The organism is Pseudoalteromonas sp. SS15, assembly GCF_049257195.1.
Lineage (GTDB): Bacteria > Pseudomonadota > Gammaproteobacteria > Enterobacterales > Alteromonadaceae > Pseudoalteromonas.
Map to the genome: position 1 here is coordinate 98771 of NZ_JBMMUD010000005.1, position 17482 is coordinate 116252.

10 protein-coding genes are annotated in these 17482 nt (G+C 40.1%); all 10 read right to left on the reverse strand.

Going from position 1 to position 17482, the window contains the following annotated elements; translation table 11 throughout:
• Positions 1-6 precede the first annotated feature (6 nt).
• Positions 7-3891 carry an ATP-dependent RNA helicase HrpA gene (gene hrpA / locus AAEU28_RS11685; protein ID WP_421964534.1) on the reverse strand — a complete coding sequence of 1295 codons (3885 nt, stop codon included), beginning with the start codon at positions 3889-3891 and terminating at the stop codon, positions 7-9.
• Between the two features lie 121 nt (positions 3892-4012).
• The gene (locus tag AAEU28_RS11690) at positions 4013-4441 is read right to left on the reverse strand and encodes a CBS domain-containing protein (RefSeq protein ID WP_138482875.1); all 429 of its coding nucleotides are present in this window, start codon (positions 4439-4441) and stop codon (positions 4013-4015) included.
• A gap of 91 nt (positions 4442-4532) precedes the next feature.
• Complete coding sequence (locus AAEU28_RS11695; RefSeq protein ID WP_421964276.1) at positions 4533-5561, reverse strand: isoaspartyl peptidase/L-asparaginase family protein; 1029 nt, start codon at positions 5559-5561, stop codon at positions 4533-4535.
• 189 nt (positions 5562-5750) lie between these two features.
• Complete coding sequence (locus tag AAEU28_RS11700; RefSeq protein WP_421964277.1) at positions 5751-6461, reverse strand: SapC family protein; 711 nt, start codon at positions 6459-6461, stop codon at positions 5751-5753.
• A gap of 139 nt (positions 6462-6600) precedes the next feature.
• The gene (locus AAEU28_RS11705; protein ID WP_421964278.1) at positions 6601-8157 is read right to left on the reverse strand and encodes a tryptophan halogenase family protein; all 1557 of its coding nucleotides are present in this window, start codon (positions 8155-8157) and stop codon (positions 6601-6603) included.
• Positions 8158-8159: 2 nt separating this feature from the next.
• Positions 8160-9713, reverse strand: a complete 1554-nt coding sequence (locus AAEU28_RS11710) for a tryptophan halogenase family protein (RefSeq protein ID WP_421964279.1) — start codon at positions 9711-9713, stop codon at positions 8160-8162.
• Between the two features lie 97 nt (positions 9714-9810).
• A complete protein-coding gene (locus AAEU28_RS11715; RefSeq protein WP_421964280.1) occupies positions 9811-12390 on the reverse strand; it encodes a TonB-dependent receptor in 2580 nt (859 codons plus the stop codon).
• Between the two features lie 856 nt (positions 12391-13246).
• Positions 13247-13954: a 6-phosphogluconolactonase gene (gene pgl, locus AAEU28_RS11720; protein WP_421964281.1), complete on the reverse strand. Its 708-nt coding sequence runs from the start codon at positions 13952-13954 to the stop codon at positions 13247-13249.
• Positions 13954-15426 carry a glucose-6-phosphate dehydrogenase gene (zwf, locus tag AAEU28_RS11725; protein WP_421964282.1) on the reverse strand — a complete coding sequence of 491 codons (1473 nt, stop codon included), beginning with the start codon at positions 15424-15426 and terminating at the stop codon, positions 13954-13956. Before zwf ends, pgl begins: the two co-directional genes overlap by 1 nt.
• A gap of 271 nt (positions 15427-15697) precedes the next feature.
• Positions 15698-17338, reverse strand: coding sequence for a glucose-6-phosphate isomerase (pgi, locus tag AAEU28_RS11730; protein ID WP_421964283.1), 1641 nt, complete (start codon positions 17336-17338; stop codon positions 15698-15700).
• Between the last annotated feature and the right edge of the window lie 144 nt (positions 17339-17482).

Sequence of the window (17482 nt, forward strand, 5' to 3'; positions counted from 1 at the left end):
TGACAATTAATCACACTCTTTAAGTGCATTAAGTACACGCTTAGCTGAAATTGCATAAGGTGTTCCTAATGTTTGAGCAAACAAAGACACTCTTAGTTCCTGCTGCATCCAAAAAATATTTTCAAGCTCTTTTGGAACCGGTAAACCTTTTGGAATCTTGGCCAGTTTTTTCTGATACTCCTGAGCTACTTTATCTAACTCTAATGTACACAATCTGTCTCTATTTGGATCAACGGGCAGCTTTTCTAAACGACGCTCAATGGCTTTCATATAACGCAGTAAATCATTGAGTTTCTCAGCGCCATGTTTACTCACAAACCCTCTAAAAACTAGAGATTCAAGCTGTGACTTAATGTCACCATGTGCGGTGATCATAGTTAAGTCAACCTTGCCTTTCATACGCTTATTAATAGCATGTGCAACGCTCAAAACTTGTTCTACCTGAGTGGCAATTTCAACCACGGCATCACCTAGCTCACCACGGATAAATTCTTTTACCTGCTCAAACGCTTGCTCATCTCGTATATCACCATGTTTTTGTAACAAGGCATCCACACCAGAGGCAATACAGTCATCTATCAAGTCTTGTATTTTACCAAACGGATTAAAGTACAAGCCTAGTTTGGCCTTGTTTGGTAAATGCTGCTGCAAATATTTAATTGGTGACGGTACATTTAATAACACCAGTCTCCTTAACCCTTGCTGATGCGCAGCTTGTGCTTTTAATTCATTGTCGAATAATTCAATGGCAGCACTAGACTTTTTATCAACCAGCGCAGGGAATGCTTTGATTTCGTAGTTCCCCTGCTTCTTAGTGTACTCTTTTGGTAACTCACCAAACTCCCATTGTGTGAGATCGCTTTGTTCAATGCCCTGCTCTGCCACTTTAGACAGCGTACTTGTTACTTGACCTTGTAATTGCGCTTTTAATTTCAGCAAATCTTTACCGTGAGCTAAAACTTTATTTTTCTCGTCAACGACTTCAAATTGCATCACTAAATGGGTATCTAACGTGCTGGTATCCCATTGCTCTTCAGCAACACGAACCCCTGTCATTTTCAGTAGACGATTGCTAAGTGCATCAATTAAGCGCCCTTGCATCGGCTCAACACTCGCTAAAACTGCATCAGCATAATTTGGTGCAGGAACAAAATTTCGTCTTAACGTTTTCGGCAAGCTTTTGATGAGACCACAAATAAGTTCGTGTCTGAGTGCTGGTATATGCCAGTCAAACCCTTCATCTTGAACTTGGTTAAGCAGTGCCAAAGGAATATTAACCGTAACACCGTCAACAGGCTGTCCCGGCTCAAAATGATAACTCAAAGGCAGAATTAAATTACCTTGTTGCCACGTATCAGGATAATCAAACTCAGTGATCTGCTCCGCCCCATGTTGCATTAAATAGTCACGAGACATATGCAAGTAGCGCTTATCTTTTTGCTTTTGTTTTTTCCACCAATGGTTGAACGCAGCACGGTTATTTACGTCTTGTGGGATTTTTTCATCGTAGAACTCAAACAAAGTAATTTCGTCTACTAAGATATCTCTTCGACGTGCTTTTTTCTCAAGCGTGTGGATTTCATCAATTAGATCTTGGTTATATTTCAAAAAGCCTTCTTGTTGGCCAAGTTGATCTGCAATCAGCGCTTCTTTAATGAATAACTCGCGGCTAACAACGGGGTCAATTTGGCTATATACGGTCCGCTTCTTAGAGACGATGATCATGCCATACAAACTTTGCTGCTCGTAGGCAATCACACAGCCTGGCTTTTTCTCCCAGTGAGGCTCGCTAAAGCTACGCTTCACTAAATGCTGCGCAATCGGTGGCACCCAAGCCACATCAATTTTCGCATTCATACGGGCATACAACTTACTGGTTTCAACCAACTCTGCTGACATCAACCACTTTGGCGACTTTTTGAAAAGGCTAGAACCTGGAAAAATATGGAATTGGCTATTACGCGCCCCTTTATAGACCTGCTTTTCATCTTTAAAACCAATATGGCTTAACATACCGCTGAGCAAAGCTTGATGAATATTATCTACTTCGGCTTGATTATCAGTAAGCTTCATCCCCATTTCTTGGCAGACTGTGGTCAACTGATAAACAATATCTTGCCATTCACGAATACGCATATAGGCTAAGAACTCTTTCTGACAAAGCTTCCTGAATTGGCTACGACTTAACTCTTCTTGTTGTTGTTCCAAGTAATACCATAAATTCAAGAATGCTAAGAAATCAGAATCAGGATGCGCAAAGCGCTCATGCTTTTCATCTGATGCACCTTTTTTATCTTGCGGGCGCTCTCTTGGATCTTGAATCGATAAGGCTGCAACTATGACGATGACTTCACGCAATGCGCCCAGTTTTTCAGCAGACAACACCATTTTCGCCAAGCGAGGATCAATCGGTAATCGGCTTAAAGCACGACCAGATTGAGTAAGCTTGGTCTGCTGTCTTCTTTTTGAAGGGTGAACGGCTTCGAGCTCTTCGAGTAGGGCAACACCGTCATTAATATTACGGCTATCAGGTGCCTGTACAAACGGAAACTCACTGATATCACCGAGCCCTAAGCCAAGCATTTGCAAGATAACCGATGCTAAGTTTGTACGCAGGATCTCAGGATCTGTAAACTCTGGACGACCTAAAAAGTCTTCTTCTGAATACAAACGTATACAAATACCTGACGCCACACGACCACATCGACCTTTACGCTGATTAGCACTGGCTTGAGAAATAGCCTCGATAGGTAAACGTTGTACTTTTGTTCGATAGCTGTAACGGCTAATGCGCGCAGTTCCTGGGTCAATTACATAACGAATGCCTGGTACAGTCAGTGATGTTTCAGCTACGTTGGTAGATAAAACAATGCGTCGATGGCTGTGAGGGGCAAAAATACGATTTTGCTCCGCATTTGAGAGTCGGGCATATAACGGTAGGACTTCTACACCCTTTAGATTCCGCTTACCTAGCGCATCGGCGGTATCTCTGATCTCTCTTTCACCATTCATGAAAATAAGAATATCACCCGGACCTTCAGAACATAACTCATCAACCGCGTCAAAAATACCTTGCAGTTGATCGTTTTCTGCTTCGCTTTCATTGCCTGCTAAATCAAGTGTTGGTCTATATCTGACTTCAACTGGGTAAGTTCTACCCGATACTTCAATGATTGGCGCGTTATTGAAGTGTTTTGAAAAACGCTCAGGGTCAATGGTTGCTGAAGTGATAATGACTTTTAGATCAGGACGCTTAGGTAACAGGTTTTTTAAATAACCTAAGATGAAATCAATGTTAAGGCTTCTTTCGTGGGCTTCATCAATAATAATCGTATCGTACTGATTCAAATAACGATCGTTTTGAATTTCCGCTAACAAAATACCATCGGTCATCAATTTAACGTACGAGTTGTCACCAACCTGATCGCTAAATCGAATTTTAAAACCAACCTCTTCACCTAAATCACAATTCAGTTCTTCGGCAATACGATTTGCAACGCTTCTGGCTGCTAATCGACGAGGCTGAGTATGACCAATATATCCGTCAACACCACGGCCTAACTCTAAACAAATTTTAGGTAACTGTGTGGTTTTACCCGAGCCCGTTTCACCAGCCACAATCACAACTTGATTTTCAGCAATGGCTTTTTTTATTTCGTCTTTTTTCTGGCTTACAGGAAGTTGCTCTGGGTAATCTACTTTTGGCAGGTTTTCTAAGCGAGTAACACGCAACGACTGACTGGCCTCAATATCTTTCTTAATTGAAGCAATAACTTTGTTTTGTTTATTCTCGTCATTTATTTTTTTAACACCATGCAGGCGTTTTTTAAAAATAAACTGATCTTTCTTAAGGCAAGTTTTTAGCTCAGTAAATAGCGGTCCTACACTCACTTCCACGACACTCTTTTAAAAATAAAACAGCGGCAAGTATATCAAAAACCGTTTACTGAGCCTATTACTGAAGTCGTTGTTCTATTAAACGATTATTTAAATCAATCGCTATCCGTGCAAATCACACATATCGATGACCGGACTCATAATTATCGTGCAGATGTTTATCAAGTGCTAACAAAACATGTGCTCGAGTAATTACCCCAACTAAAATGCCATCACTATCACAAACCGGATACAGTTTAGGGGTATTAACGGTCATTCTGTCGGCCATTTGCACAATGCTGTCATCAGCCGAAACGCAAAATGGCTCTGCATTCATGACATCAGAGACCACACTGTGAGACTCGTTTTGATAAGTTGCTTCTAACATCTTTTTTAAGCAATCTTGCTCTGACAAAAACCCTATTACTTTCTTATTCTCATCAATAACGGGGCCACCCGACTGACCACTTTGCAATAGTTTTTCTACTGCAGCTTCTATGCGCATATCTTGAGAGAAGGTAACTGGACGATGATTTAGATAGTCTTTTACTTTGATTGAATGCATTATTTCGCTCCATTAAAAAAGCCAGCTAAGTTAAATATAGCTGGCTATCATGGAGTTGCCTGTATTTTCAGAAAATTAACCTAACAAAATATTAATCATTTTTGAAAATACCGACCTGGGTTTCTTGTGATGACGACTTACTGGCTCGATACATCCCTTTGGTATTAAACGGCATACTGATATTGCCTTTGGTATCGACAATGATCACGCCACCTGTACCACCAATAGGCATAAGAACATCGTGGATAACTTCTTTACCCGCTTGTTCTATTGACTTACCTTGATACTCAACTCTTGCACAAATATCACTGGCAACACTGTAACGAATAAAATACTCGCCATGACCAGTTGCCGAAACAGCACATGAGCGGTTATCAGCAAATGTACCCGCCCCTATTACTGGCGAATCACCCACACGACCAAAGCGCTTGGCTGTCATCCCGCCCGTTGATGTACCAGCAGCTAAGTTGCCATTTTTATCTAAAGCAACGGCACCGACTGTGCCCATCTTATATTCACTTTCAAGTGCTTGATGTGCAGCCTGGTAATCTTTGCTAGTTTTATTAGCCGCATCTAGTTTCATTTTGGCTTTGATAAGGGCTTCATAACGGTGTTTAGTATCGAAGTAACTATTGTCTACAAAGTCGAAGCCCTGCTGTTTTGCAAATTGCTCGGCGCCTGCTCCGCTCAACATGACATGGACAGAGTTCTCCATCACTGAGCGAGCCAAATCAATTGGATTTTTAACCGTTTTTACCCCTGCAACAGCCCCTGCTTGACGATTTCGGCCATCCATAATGGATGCATCTAATTCATGAGAACCATCATAAGTATAAACAGCGCCTTTACCAGCATTAAAAAAAGGCGAATCTTCTAGGATATTGATAGCCGCTATTACTGCATCTAGACTCTCACCGCCCGACTCAAGTACTTTATAACCGACTTCCACTGCTTCTTTTAATTTAGCTCTGTAGGCTTTTTCTTGTTCAGGTGTAAAACGGCTCTTTTCGATAGTACCAGCACCACCATGAATGGCGATTGCAATAGGTTGCGTTTGAGCCATCGCACTTAAACTCGATATGGCAAAACCAATAGCCGCTAATAGGGTTTTCTTATTCATATTTTATCCTTGGATTTGTTTTATACCAGTGCTCTTAATTAAGCGAACTATTTTGAGTATTAATGAGGACTGGTATTGAACATCTTGGAAAGTTTGCAACCAGATTGCAACAAAACGAGTCGAACTTAATTGACCAAATTACAGACATAAAAAAAGCACCCTCAGGTGCTTTTTTTAAACGCTTAATAATTAGCTAGCTTGGCGCTTTGCTTTTAGACGCGCTAAACGAGCTACCTGGTGAGTAGACGTTAAGAAAGAGAAGATAGGCGCTAGGTAGCCACGCTTACGTAGCTCTAGGTATGCTTCATCGCTTAATTCATTAAGCTTGCGCTCGTCAACAAGGTAGATACCGTTGATGTCTTTTTTCTCACCAGCGATTTCAACTGTTAAAGTTTGTTGAACTAAAAGCTCTTTTTCAGCTAGGTAAGCAGTAAACGCTTCAGTTACACGTGCAAACTCAACATAATTTACAAGTGCTTCTTTACGACGCTCTAGGTATTCAGTTTCTTTGCCATCAGCAAATAACGCATTACCTTCTTCTTCGCCAACTAGTGGGCTAGCTTCATCAATAACAATACCGAATTGATCTTCTTCAGGGTGCTTAACAAGACCAAAAGGGTAACGTGCCGCCGCTAGTGGTGCAAAACCTGCAGTCCATTTGCCATCTTGTACAAATAGGTTCTCGCCTGGCTCTAAACCAAACATAGCAACTGGCTGAAATTGACCTGTCTCTGTGTTTTTAACAAATGCCATTGGGAATTCAGTTGCTACACGCGCAAACTCATGCGCTACTACTGGCATTAAGTGCTGTGATTTTAAAAATTCAACGTTGATGCCGTTTTTTACTTTTGTGTTGGCATGCTTCTCGTTATGTAAAGGCTGCACTTGTTGCTCCGCCATAATACTACTCCGTTCATTTACGTAATTATTACTTTTGCCATAAGGCTAAAGGTTTTGTATCTAAATTGAAAGTATAATCTGGTTTAATTAATCTTTTCTTACATACAATATTTTTTATCAATGAGTGATATGGGGTGTTTTATATTTTAGACAACCCATTTTTTAAAATTTTATTAATTAAATCTCTATTAGTTGGTAACCCAGCAGCCAATTGCTGATTAAACTTCTGTACCTCAAGCATTTTTTTTGCTGCTTCTTGTTTATGTAAATAGCAACTTTGTTTAAGAGATAAATCAGTTTCAAACTTTAAGCCATACAACACGAACAAGTAACTGTCTAATACAAAGGGTTCAAACGCATAATCAAAATCAAATTTCGAAGGTACGTTATGACGCCAAAACGCTAATTTTTCTTGCAAGCTTTTAGGAATACTCGCTTCACTTGTGTTATCAATCCAATATTGTGTATCTCTACGCTTTGAAATGCAGTAGTGAAGCTTTATAAAGTCGACACTTTTTTCCCATCTAAGTGTAAATGTTTCGTTGAACTGCTTTTCGACAAAGCTCAAATTATCCCTATGATGTGGAAATTGTTCAGCAATCATATTAACAGCAGCTTCAATAAGAAAAATTGCTGATGCTTCAAGAGGTTCAATAAAGGCAGCTGACATCCCTACAGCCACACAGTTTTTATGCCAAAACTTCTCTCTATAACCCAGATTCAGCGGTATTTTTCTGATACTTAGGTCTGTGTCTTTAACCCCTATGTAATCTAATAATGTATCGTAAGCATTTTCATCACTAGTGTGATTACTACTATATACATAGCCGACACCACGGCGATTCTGTAAACCAATATCCCATGTCCAACCATGTTGGTGCGCTGTAGCAATCGTGTTTGATGCAATGGCCGTAGATTCATCTTCATAAGGCACTTGAATGGCTAAGGCTGTGTCATTGAAAATGTAATCAGAAATACTTTTCCACTGTACATCTAAAGCACCATTTAAAAGCAATGCTTTACTGCCAGAGCAATCAATGAATAAATCGCCAATTATACTGCCTGCAGAGTCAGTATCCACTTGCTTAATAAAACCTGCAGTATCTAATGCGACATTTTGTACATTCGCTTTAATATGCTTTACACCTAGTCTAACTGCATGTTTTGTAAGTAGATCAGCAAATTTTGCAGCATTTAAGTGATATGAATAATTTAAAATCGCATCATATTGAGGTGTAGTGATAAGTTTTGGTGCTAAACCCTGTTGCGAAATATAACTTTGCGATGCCGTTGCCATATCATATGGCAATTTATGCTCTGAGTTATCTAATAACCAATAGGGTGCAAGATTAAAATCATAGGCCGCATGAAAAGTCGCATTCAATGGATGAAAATAGCTATGCTTACCGACATCTGAAGGGTTTTGATACCAATTTACAAATTCGGCACCTTGTTTGAAACTGGCGTCACACTCACGAATAAACTCGTCTTCGGCAATACCAATTTCAGCTAACGTTTTTCTGATTGTTGGCCAAGTTCCCTCACCAACTCCCATAATGGGAATATCTGGTGATTCAACCAAAGTAATTTGAACAGATTCTGGATTAATAGTGTTAAGCTTTTTAGCGAGCAATGCAGCACTGATCCAGCCTGCTGTACCACCACCAACGATAACGACTTGTTTTATTGCACTCATAATTACACCTTAGTAAAACTATAAGACGAAAGCTTGTTTAACAGCTCTCGATTAGTCGGTAATTCTTTAATCAAAATATCTTTAACTTTATCGATTTGGGCGAATGCTTTTTGTGCATGTTCAGTCTGAGAGTATTTAGCAGCACTTAAGCTTAAGTCTTGCTCAAACTCCATACCATTCAGAACATATTGATAACTTTCCATTGGGAATGGTTCATAAACATGTGAGAAATCATAGGCACTAACTGGTTCACTTCGCCACTGAAGTAAAGCGTTTTTCAAAGATTGCGGAATAGATTCTGGATCTTTATTTTTTTGCCAGAAAGGCTCATCTCTCTTCGATAAGATATAATGCAGCTTTATGAAGTCGATTGTTTTATTCCACCTAAATTGAAATGAATCATTAAACTTATTTGCAGCAAGAGGTAACAATGATTTATCTTTAGGCAATTGATCTGCAAGCATATTAGAGGCTGCTTCAATCAAGAAAATTGCAGATGCCTCTAATGGTTCAACAAACGCAGCTGATAATCCAACTGCCACACAATTGTTATGCCAAAACTTCTCACGATAGCCTACATTCATAGGTACCAATTTAGCAGGTAAGTCTTTGGCTTTTTCACCGATATAGTCTCTTAGGGTTTGCTCTGCCTCTTCATGAGACATGAACTCAGAGCAATAGACATGCCCTACACCTCTTCGATTTTGTAGCCCAATATCCCAAATCCAACCTGCTTCTTGTGCTGTTGATATGGTGCAGCTGTTGATGTCGCAGTTATCATCATCATAAGGCACTTGAATTGCGACAGCATGATCTGTGAACAAAATATCTGAAACGGGTTTAAAAGGTACACCTAAAGTTTTACCTAACAACAGACAAGCGAAGCCGGTACAGTCGACAAAGAAATCGCCTTTTATTTCACCATGAGTGTCTGTGTGGACACTAATAATTTCTTCATTATGTGAATTTACATCAGTGACATTGCAAGATAAGAACTTTACACCTAACTTTTCAGTCGCATGTTTTTTTAATAATTCTGAAAACTTACCCGCATCAAGATGGTAGGCATAACTCTGAACACCATCATAAGCCTTTGAAGAGATGGTTTTTGGTGCTTTAAATAGGTCAGACAAATACCCTTGAGTACTCACTGATTCAGCATATGTTTTTTCTCCGGCTTGGCCAAGGTTCCAATATGGAGAAAGATTAAATTCAGAGGGGTCTAAAATTGAAGAAAATAAATGATAGTAATGATTATCTGAAGAAGCAGGCGCTGATTTCCAATTTACAAATTTACTGCCTTGCTTAAATGACGCATTACAAAACCGAATAAACTCTGTTTCATCAATACCGATTTCAGCCAAAGTTTTTCTCATTGTAGGCCAAGTTCCCTCGCCTACACCTACTGTGGGAATATCTGGAGATTCAATTAATGTAACAGAGACAGCGCCATCCTTATTAGAATTTAATTTTTTTGCAAGCTTTGAAGCTGTTAGCCAACCTGCAGTGCCGCCACCAACAATTACAACTGAATCAATCGTGTTCGAAATCTCCATATGTTTTCCTCTCTACAACTCATTACAATATGTATATTTCTATTTAGTAGAAATTAAAAAGGGAAGGCAAGCCTTCCCTTTTTCTTAACGCTATGAATTAGAAGCGGTAAGAAGCTTTTAGTGAGTAACGAGAACCATTGTCTGTTACTACACGAAGAGACTGTAAACCACCACCAAAACGCTGGTAAGTAATTTCATTAGTTAGGTTAACACCTTCTAATGTTACGTCTAGGTTTTCAGTTGCATGCCAAGTGAATGACGCATCTAAGAATGACTGTGAATCAAAAGAATCATTACCATTACCTAGCGCTGTACCTTCTGCAAAGAACTGATCACGAGCAGTGTAAGCGATACGCGTTGTAAATACTTCGCTTTCGTAGTAACCCGTTAGGTTTAGAGAGTTACGTGAAGAACCTGGAAGCTGGATTTGACCGCCTGCATCTGTCTCGCCTTTCGCGTCTACGTATGTGTAGTTAAACAATGCACCGAAACCATTGCCAAAGTTAGTCTGCCACTGTAATTCAGCACCTTCGATCTTACCACCACGACCTTGATCAGGGATACTTACTTCATATGTACCAGGTACTGGAACCGTTGTAAGTGTCTCATCAACTTTAATTGTCGTAATGAAAGATGCAATATCTTTGTTGAATATTGCAACAGAGAATAGTGAAGAATCATCGTAGTACCACTCTAAACCGATATCCATTTGCGTAGCGCGGAATGGGTCGATTGCAGGGTTACCACGAGAAGCTTGAAGACGACCACTTTCAGGTGTTGTAGTTGGTAGACCGCTATAACCACCTGCTAATTGAGAGTAACCTGGACGAGTCATTACTTTTGCTGCTGACATACGTAAGATTACGTCTTGGCTTAGGTCTAAAGCTAAGTTAAAGCTTGGTAACCAGTCAGAGTAATCACCTTTAAATGTGTCTTTACCAACTAGTAAACCGTCATACGCTTGTGATTCAGTCTCTGTTTCGACATAACGTACACCGATGTTACCGCGGAAACCGTCACCACTGAAGTTACCTTGAGTGTAAAGTGCTAATACATCTTCTTGTACTCGGTTCCAATCACCTTTATTGAATGTCCAATCAGCAACATTCGCATTTAGGTAACCCCAGTACTTTTGACCATCAATCTTAGTGTAAGATGTCGGCGTACCACCAGTAACAACTTCACCGAAATCAGTCATGTTGCCATCAGCAAAATCGGCAATACCTTTACCATCTAGTGCACCATCTTTAAGCGTCGCACCATATGCTGAAGAAGTAAATTCGTGAGAGCGGATCTTAATACCAGCTTCAATTTCAGTAATTACACCGAAATCAACTTCAAGGTCTAAATCAACTTGTGCATAAGTTTCTTCATCTTCAAGTTCTACTTTCGCAAGTGAACCACCTTGGTTAACCTGCCAAGAAGTGTCAGTTAAAGAAACACCATTTGGAACCATAACCATTGAGTTAGCAAGTGCCATATCGATATCAACAGTAATACCTGTTTCAGCATTTACAGGTTGGCCCCAAAGACCGTTGGCATTACCACCATTACCACCATCTGCCCAAGTTTTACCAATTACACCTGATACTTTATAAGTCTCACCTTGGTAAGTTGCAGAGAAGTCCATCACGTTACTAGTCATCACTGCGTTACGTGTGTTTGTATCCTGTGCTAACCAACCAGCTTCTGTAACTGTGCCTTTTAAGTAACGGCGGTTATCGGCTGTATTTGGCTTATCAGCATCTAACAATACATATGGACCATTACCATTTTCGTACTTAGTACCATTAATTGTTAGGAAGTTTTGGTTTGTATTGAACGCATCAAGTTCAGTGCGTAAAAAGTGAGCGCCAAAATCAAGATTATCTGATGGTGCATACTGAAGCGTTACGTCAAAAGCGGTACGCTCACGGTCTTGGTCAAAACCTGCGATACCTGAAGCTGACCAGCCCTCTTCCCAGTAGTTTTCTGATTTACGAGCACGACCAATCTGCTCAAGCTGTGATGCCATTACTAGCACACCAAATGTCTCATCATCATTTTTCCAGCTAGCAAGACCTGTAGCGCCAAAACCAGTGTCATCAGCTAAAGTATTTTGGTTTGCTTCAACTGAACCGAAGAAAGTATTTGCATCTAGTTCTAATGGCTTACGAGTACGCATTACAACAGTACCACCTACGCCACCTTCATCAATAGAAGCTACAGGTGATTTGTAAACTTCAAGACCAGAAATCATTTCTGATGGCATAAGATCCATGTTGAAGCTACGACGGTTAGCAGCTTGTGAGAACCAACCTGTTGAAGCAACAAATTGACCATTTAATTGAACTTGAGTAAGTGTTGGATCTACACCACGGATTGAAACTTCGGCACCTTCACCCACGAAACCACGGTTAATTGAGACACCAGCAACACGCTGAAGTGACTCAGCAATGTTCTTATCTGGGAATTTACCGATATCTTCTGAAGTAATTGAGTCAACTACAGCGTTTGCAAAACGCTTGTTATTGATATCTTCACGCTTAGAAGCACGAATACCACGTACTTCAATTACTTCAACATCTTCTTGAGCTTTGCTGCCTTCATTTGCATATGCAACGCCCGATACGCCAGCAGTCAGTACTAGACCGATGTTGGCAGCGATTAAGCTTTTCTTAAAATTATTAGCTAACACAGGATTCCCCTTGAATCATTTTGTTGGTTTTTTATTCACTTCTGCCCAGTGAAGATGACAGCGTTGTCATCTAATAACAAACCATACACCGTAAATTACAATTTCGCTACATTTTTTTTGTTGTACTACTCAAAAAATATTCAACAACAAATGTAACACTCTGAAAATATAGTGATTTTACGTATATGAAAGACAATTTGTTACATAAAACAAGCTGAATATAGCACAAAATATTTGTTTGTGGATAGATAAAAGGGATAAGTCGGACCATTAAACTGAGCCACATAATGTCCTTGTGGATCTCAATTTTAGGTCTACATAAAGAGTTATTTGCTTTGGCAGAAGCATTCAAGGGTGATAACCACTCTCAATGACAGCGCTGTCATTATACATATTTAATTACAATTATGTCTATGTCTATTTCGATTTAATTCAATGTAATCAATTAAAATTTGAGTTAATTATTGCTCTGAAGTGAAATGATAACAGTTTTAAAGGCTTTGCCTTTTTTACTGAGATTTCCTTGTAACTAAACTCCCCCAAATAAAGGATTTATGAATCAGTAATACCAACCCGTAATAACACTTAATCATTTTTAGGGATTAAACCTGATGGTTGCTGTGTTAAAGATTTCTCGTTTCGAATAATTAAATAACGAAATCATTGCCTTGCCTAAATAGATTTAGGTACCTCAGCGATAGCAGGATGCATGAGCGCTGCTACAACAAGGTTTTCTTGCCTCAACATAGACTGCTTTGTTAAGCGGATTGGTATAAAGTTAAAAAAAAATCGTGAACTATAAAAAACAAAAAACGCGCCAAATGGCGCGTTCTAATCTAAAAATAGGTATCAACTTTTAAGGCGTCCAAAATACCGTCAAATCAATATCTGGTTGATTCAATACTGCTCGTAAAGGCACATCATATTCTGAGCCTTCAGCTTTAGCATTTTCGTACACCGCTTTTTTCTCATCACCAGAAATAAGCAATACCACTTTACGAGCATCTGCAATACCGCTCAGCGTTAAGCTCATACGCTCAGTGATACTACCTGTTACTTCACTCTCGATAGCATTAATAGCACATACCTTATCAGTACTTTCTAGACCATTCTTTAAACCTTCAGCATGAGGGAATAATGAGGCTGTATGACCATCAGGTCCCATACCTAAAATAGTCACATCTGCTGTTTTTAATTGAGCATAGGCTTTTTCACATTCAACTTGCCCTGCAACTGCAGTTTCTGCCGAGTTTTTCATTGTGACAAAGTTTGCTTTTGCCGCATGGTTTTGTAGAAGCGTTGATTTAATAAATGCTTCATTGGACTTTTCATGGGTCGCATCAACCCAGCGCTCATCAACCATAGCAACTGATACTTTTTCCCATGGGAATTCTAAGTTTGCCAGATATTTATAAGCTGGTGCAGGCGATGAACCGCCTGAAACCATAAGCACGGCTTTACCATCTTGCTCAATACCTGACGATAATTGCTCTTTTAATAAAGTAGACAAGGCTTCTGTCATCTGCTCTTTTGAATCAAAAAAACGCTCTGTTAACTTAGCCATTATGCGCCCTCTCCTACGTTAAACCATTTATGGTTACACTCTTCTAAAAGCTCATCGGCCGCTTCTGGCCCCCATGAGCCCGCACGGTAAAGTGAAGGTGTACCCTTTTCTTGCCAACGCGCAATAATTGGGTCAATCCATTTCCATGCACGACGTACTTCTTGTCTGTGAATAAATAGTGATGGATTATTTGCCGCAGCATCTAGCATCAGACGTTTGTAAGCATCTGAGTGGAAACCATTTTCGTACTGGTCGCTTAACTCAATATTTAATGTTACTGGCTGAAGTTGCATTTCGTGCTTGTCTAATTTTTTAGACATCAACGTCAGTTGAATACTTTCTTCTGGTTGCAAACGAATAACAAGGCGGTTTGGCTGTACTGGGCCTACATTGTTGCCATATACATTGTGAGAAACAGGCTTATATTCAACCACGATTTCGGCACAACGCTGCTTCATGCGCTTACCTGTTCTTAGGTAGAAAGGTACGCCTGACCAACGCCAGTTATCGATATGCGCACGGATAGCCACAAATGTTTCAGTTGTACTCGCGCCTTCTGCAAGCTCTTCTAGGTAACCAGGGACAATTTTGCCGCCTAACTCACCCGGAACATATTGGCCGCGTACCACGTTATTATCTACGTCTTCGCCAAGTAGTGGACGAAGTGCCTCCAGTACCTTTAATTTCTCTGTACGAATACTCTTTGCATTCAACTTATGCGGAGATTCCATTGCTACCAAGCAAAGTAGCTGTAACAGGTGGTTTTGAACCATATCACGCAAAGCACCTGCTTTGTCGTAGAAACCAGCACGAGATTCCAAGCCAACCGTTTCAGAAATACTGATCTGAATATTATCAATGGTTTTGGCATCCCATAAGTTTTCGAATAATGCATTCGAGAAACGAAGTGCCATTAAGTTTTGTACTGTTTCTTTACCTAAGTAATGGTCAATACGGAAGATCTGCTCTTCTTTGAAAAACTCAGCGATACGCGCGTTAATTTCTTCTGCAGACTTACCGCAGTAGCCAATAGGTTTTTCTACCACGACACGTGATGTTTCTGTGATAAGACCTTTAGTCGATAAAATCTCACAACATTGACCGTATACGGCTGGAGGAAGTGATAGGTAGAAAACACGAGACTTGTCTTCTGCATCTGAATTAAGAATCTTGTGTAATTCATCCCAGTTATCATCCGCTTCAGTCACGTTGATCACAACAGGGATTAAATAAGTTGAAAACGCTTGCCAATCTTTATCATTAAACTCGCCGTCAGATAAGAATGACTTAAGTGCCTGATGTGCCGTTTCAATGTATTCTTGTTGTTGTTCTTGACCACGAACGGTTGGCAAAATACGAGAGCCTTCAGGTAAGTTGCCTTCTTGATAAGCTCTATACATCGCTGGCAATAATTTACGAAGTGCTAAATCACCACCACCGCCAAAAATTACAATATCAAAAGGGTTAAGCATAATTTACTCTCTACATGGTTAGGCGCGACGTTTGGCTCTGGCGCGCTACATACTTGCTTGCTGGGTAGTTTACCAAGCAAGCTTGGTTTGCGGTATTGAATTCGTTTGCATTTTACGGGGGCTGGAATGATGAAAAAGATTAAAATGAGTCTTAGGGGCTCTGTAATTCCTCTCACAAAAATACAGGCCCTAAGAACTCCAGCGCTACCCGTTCAAAGGTATTGTTTTCACTTTGCGTGAAACCGGTGTGCCTCGGATGAGGCGAAATCCATTAACGATTTTGCTTGTAATAAGCAATTAATCCAGCTGTTGAGCTATCGTGTTGGTGCTCAACGTTTTCTAGTGTTAATTCTGCTTCAATCGCTGATGCTAAACCTTTACCAAGTTCAACACCCCATTGGTCAAAAGAACAAATCTCTAAAATAATGCCTTGGCAGAAAATTTTATGTTCATATAAAGCGATTAATCGACCTACCGCTTTGGCATCAACCACATCTAATATCATAGACGTTGTTGGGCGATTACCCTGATGAATTTTGTGTGCAATCAATTGCTCAATTTCTGCTTCAGATTTACCTTTTGCAGTTAAATCTGCACGAACCTGCTCCGCATCAACACCCGCCATCATGGCTTCAGTTTGTGCGAAGAAGTTAGATAATAAAATATCGTGATGCTGGCCAACATTATGCTGAGGCTTCAATGACGCAATGAAATCAGCAGGTACAATCGTATTACCTTGGTGTAAGTACTGATAGAATGCGTGCTGACCATTAATCCCTGTCATACCCCAAATAAGCGGGACAGTTGTATATGGCACTTGGCGACCATCAAATGACACGTGCTTACCATTACTCTCCATCTCACCCTGTTGTAAGTAAGCTGGAAGCATATGTAGCGCTTGATCATAAGGTAAAATTGCTTGCGCTGTATGACCTAAAAAGCTGGTATTCCAAACACTTAAAAGCGCCATGATCAGCGGAATATTGTCTTCAAATTTAGCCGTTTTGAAGTGCTCGTCGATTTCGAAAGCGCCTTCCAAAACAGCTTCAAACTGCTCGTAACCTAAGTAAAGTGCGATAGGTAAACCGATAGCACTCCAAAGAGAGAAGCGACCACCAACCCAATCCCACATGGTAAATACATTTTCGTCAGCAATACCAAACGCGCGTGTTTTCTCAAGGTTGGTACTTACAGCAACAAAGTGCTTTGCAATGTCAGCTTCTTTTGCATCAGTCTCTAAGAACCACGCAACAGATGAACGTGCATTGGTCATGGTTTCAGACGTTGTAAACGTTTTTGAAGAAATCACAAATAACGTCGTTTCAGGGTTTAAGCCTGCAAGTGCTTGGTGTAACTGAACACCATCAACGTTCGAAACATAATGTACATTTAACGTGTCATCTGCGTAAGCTTTTAACGCTTCAGTTGCCATTTGAGGGCCTAGGTTAGAACCACCGACACCAATTGCAACCACATCTTTTACTGACTTGCCTGTAAAGCCTAACCACTCACCTGAACGCACTTTTTCAGTGAATGCTTTAATTTTTTCTAGTTCAGCGTTTACTAATGGCATGACATCTTCGCCATCTACTTCAACCACTGAATTTGAACGATTTCTTAGTGCAGTATGTAACACAGCTCTGTCTTCAGTGATGTTAATTTTTTCACCCGAAAACATTTTTTCGCGCCAAGCAGCAATATCGCATTGCTCGGCAAGCTTAATAAGTTGAGCAAATGTTGAATCGTCAATTAACTGTTTAGAGTAATCGAAAAGAATACCTGGGATCTGAGTAGAAAACTTATCAAAGCGTTTTTCATCGTTTGCAAATAACGACTTTAAATGTTGTTGCTTCAAGCTTTCTGCTGATTTCTCAAGTGCTTGCCAGCTACTTAGTTCACTTCGGCAGTTCATAATTCATTCCTCTAAAACACGATTGTGCACATACTTAAAAATTGAAAACGGCACTAATTTTACTCGACAGAGTTAACCATAAGTTAAAATGACAACGCTGTCAATTGGCTAATTTCCAATTTTAGAATGTGGATAATACCTGAT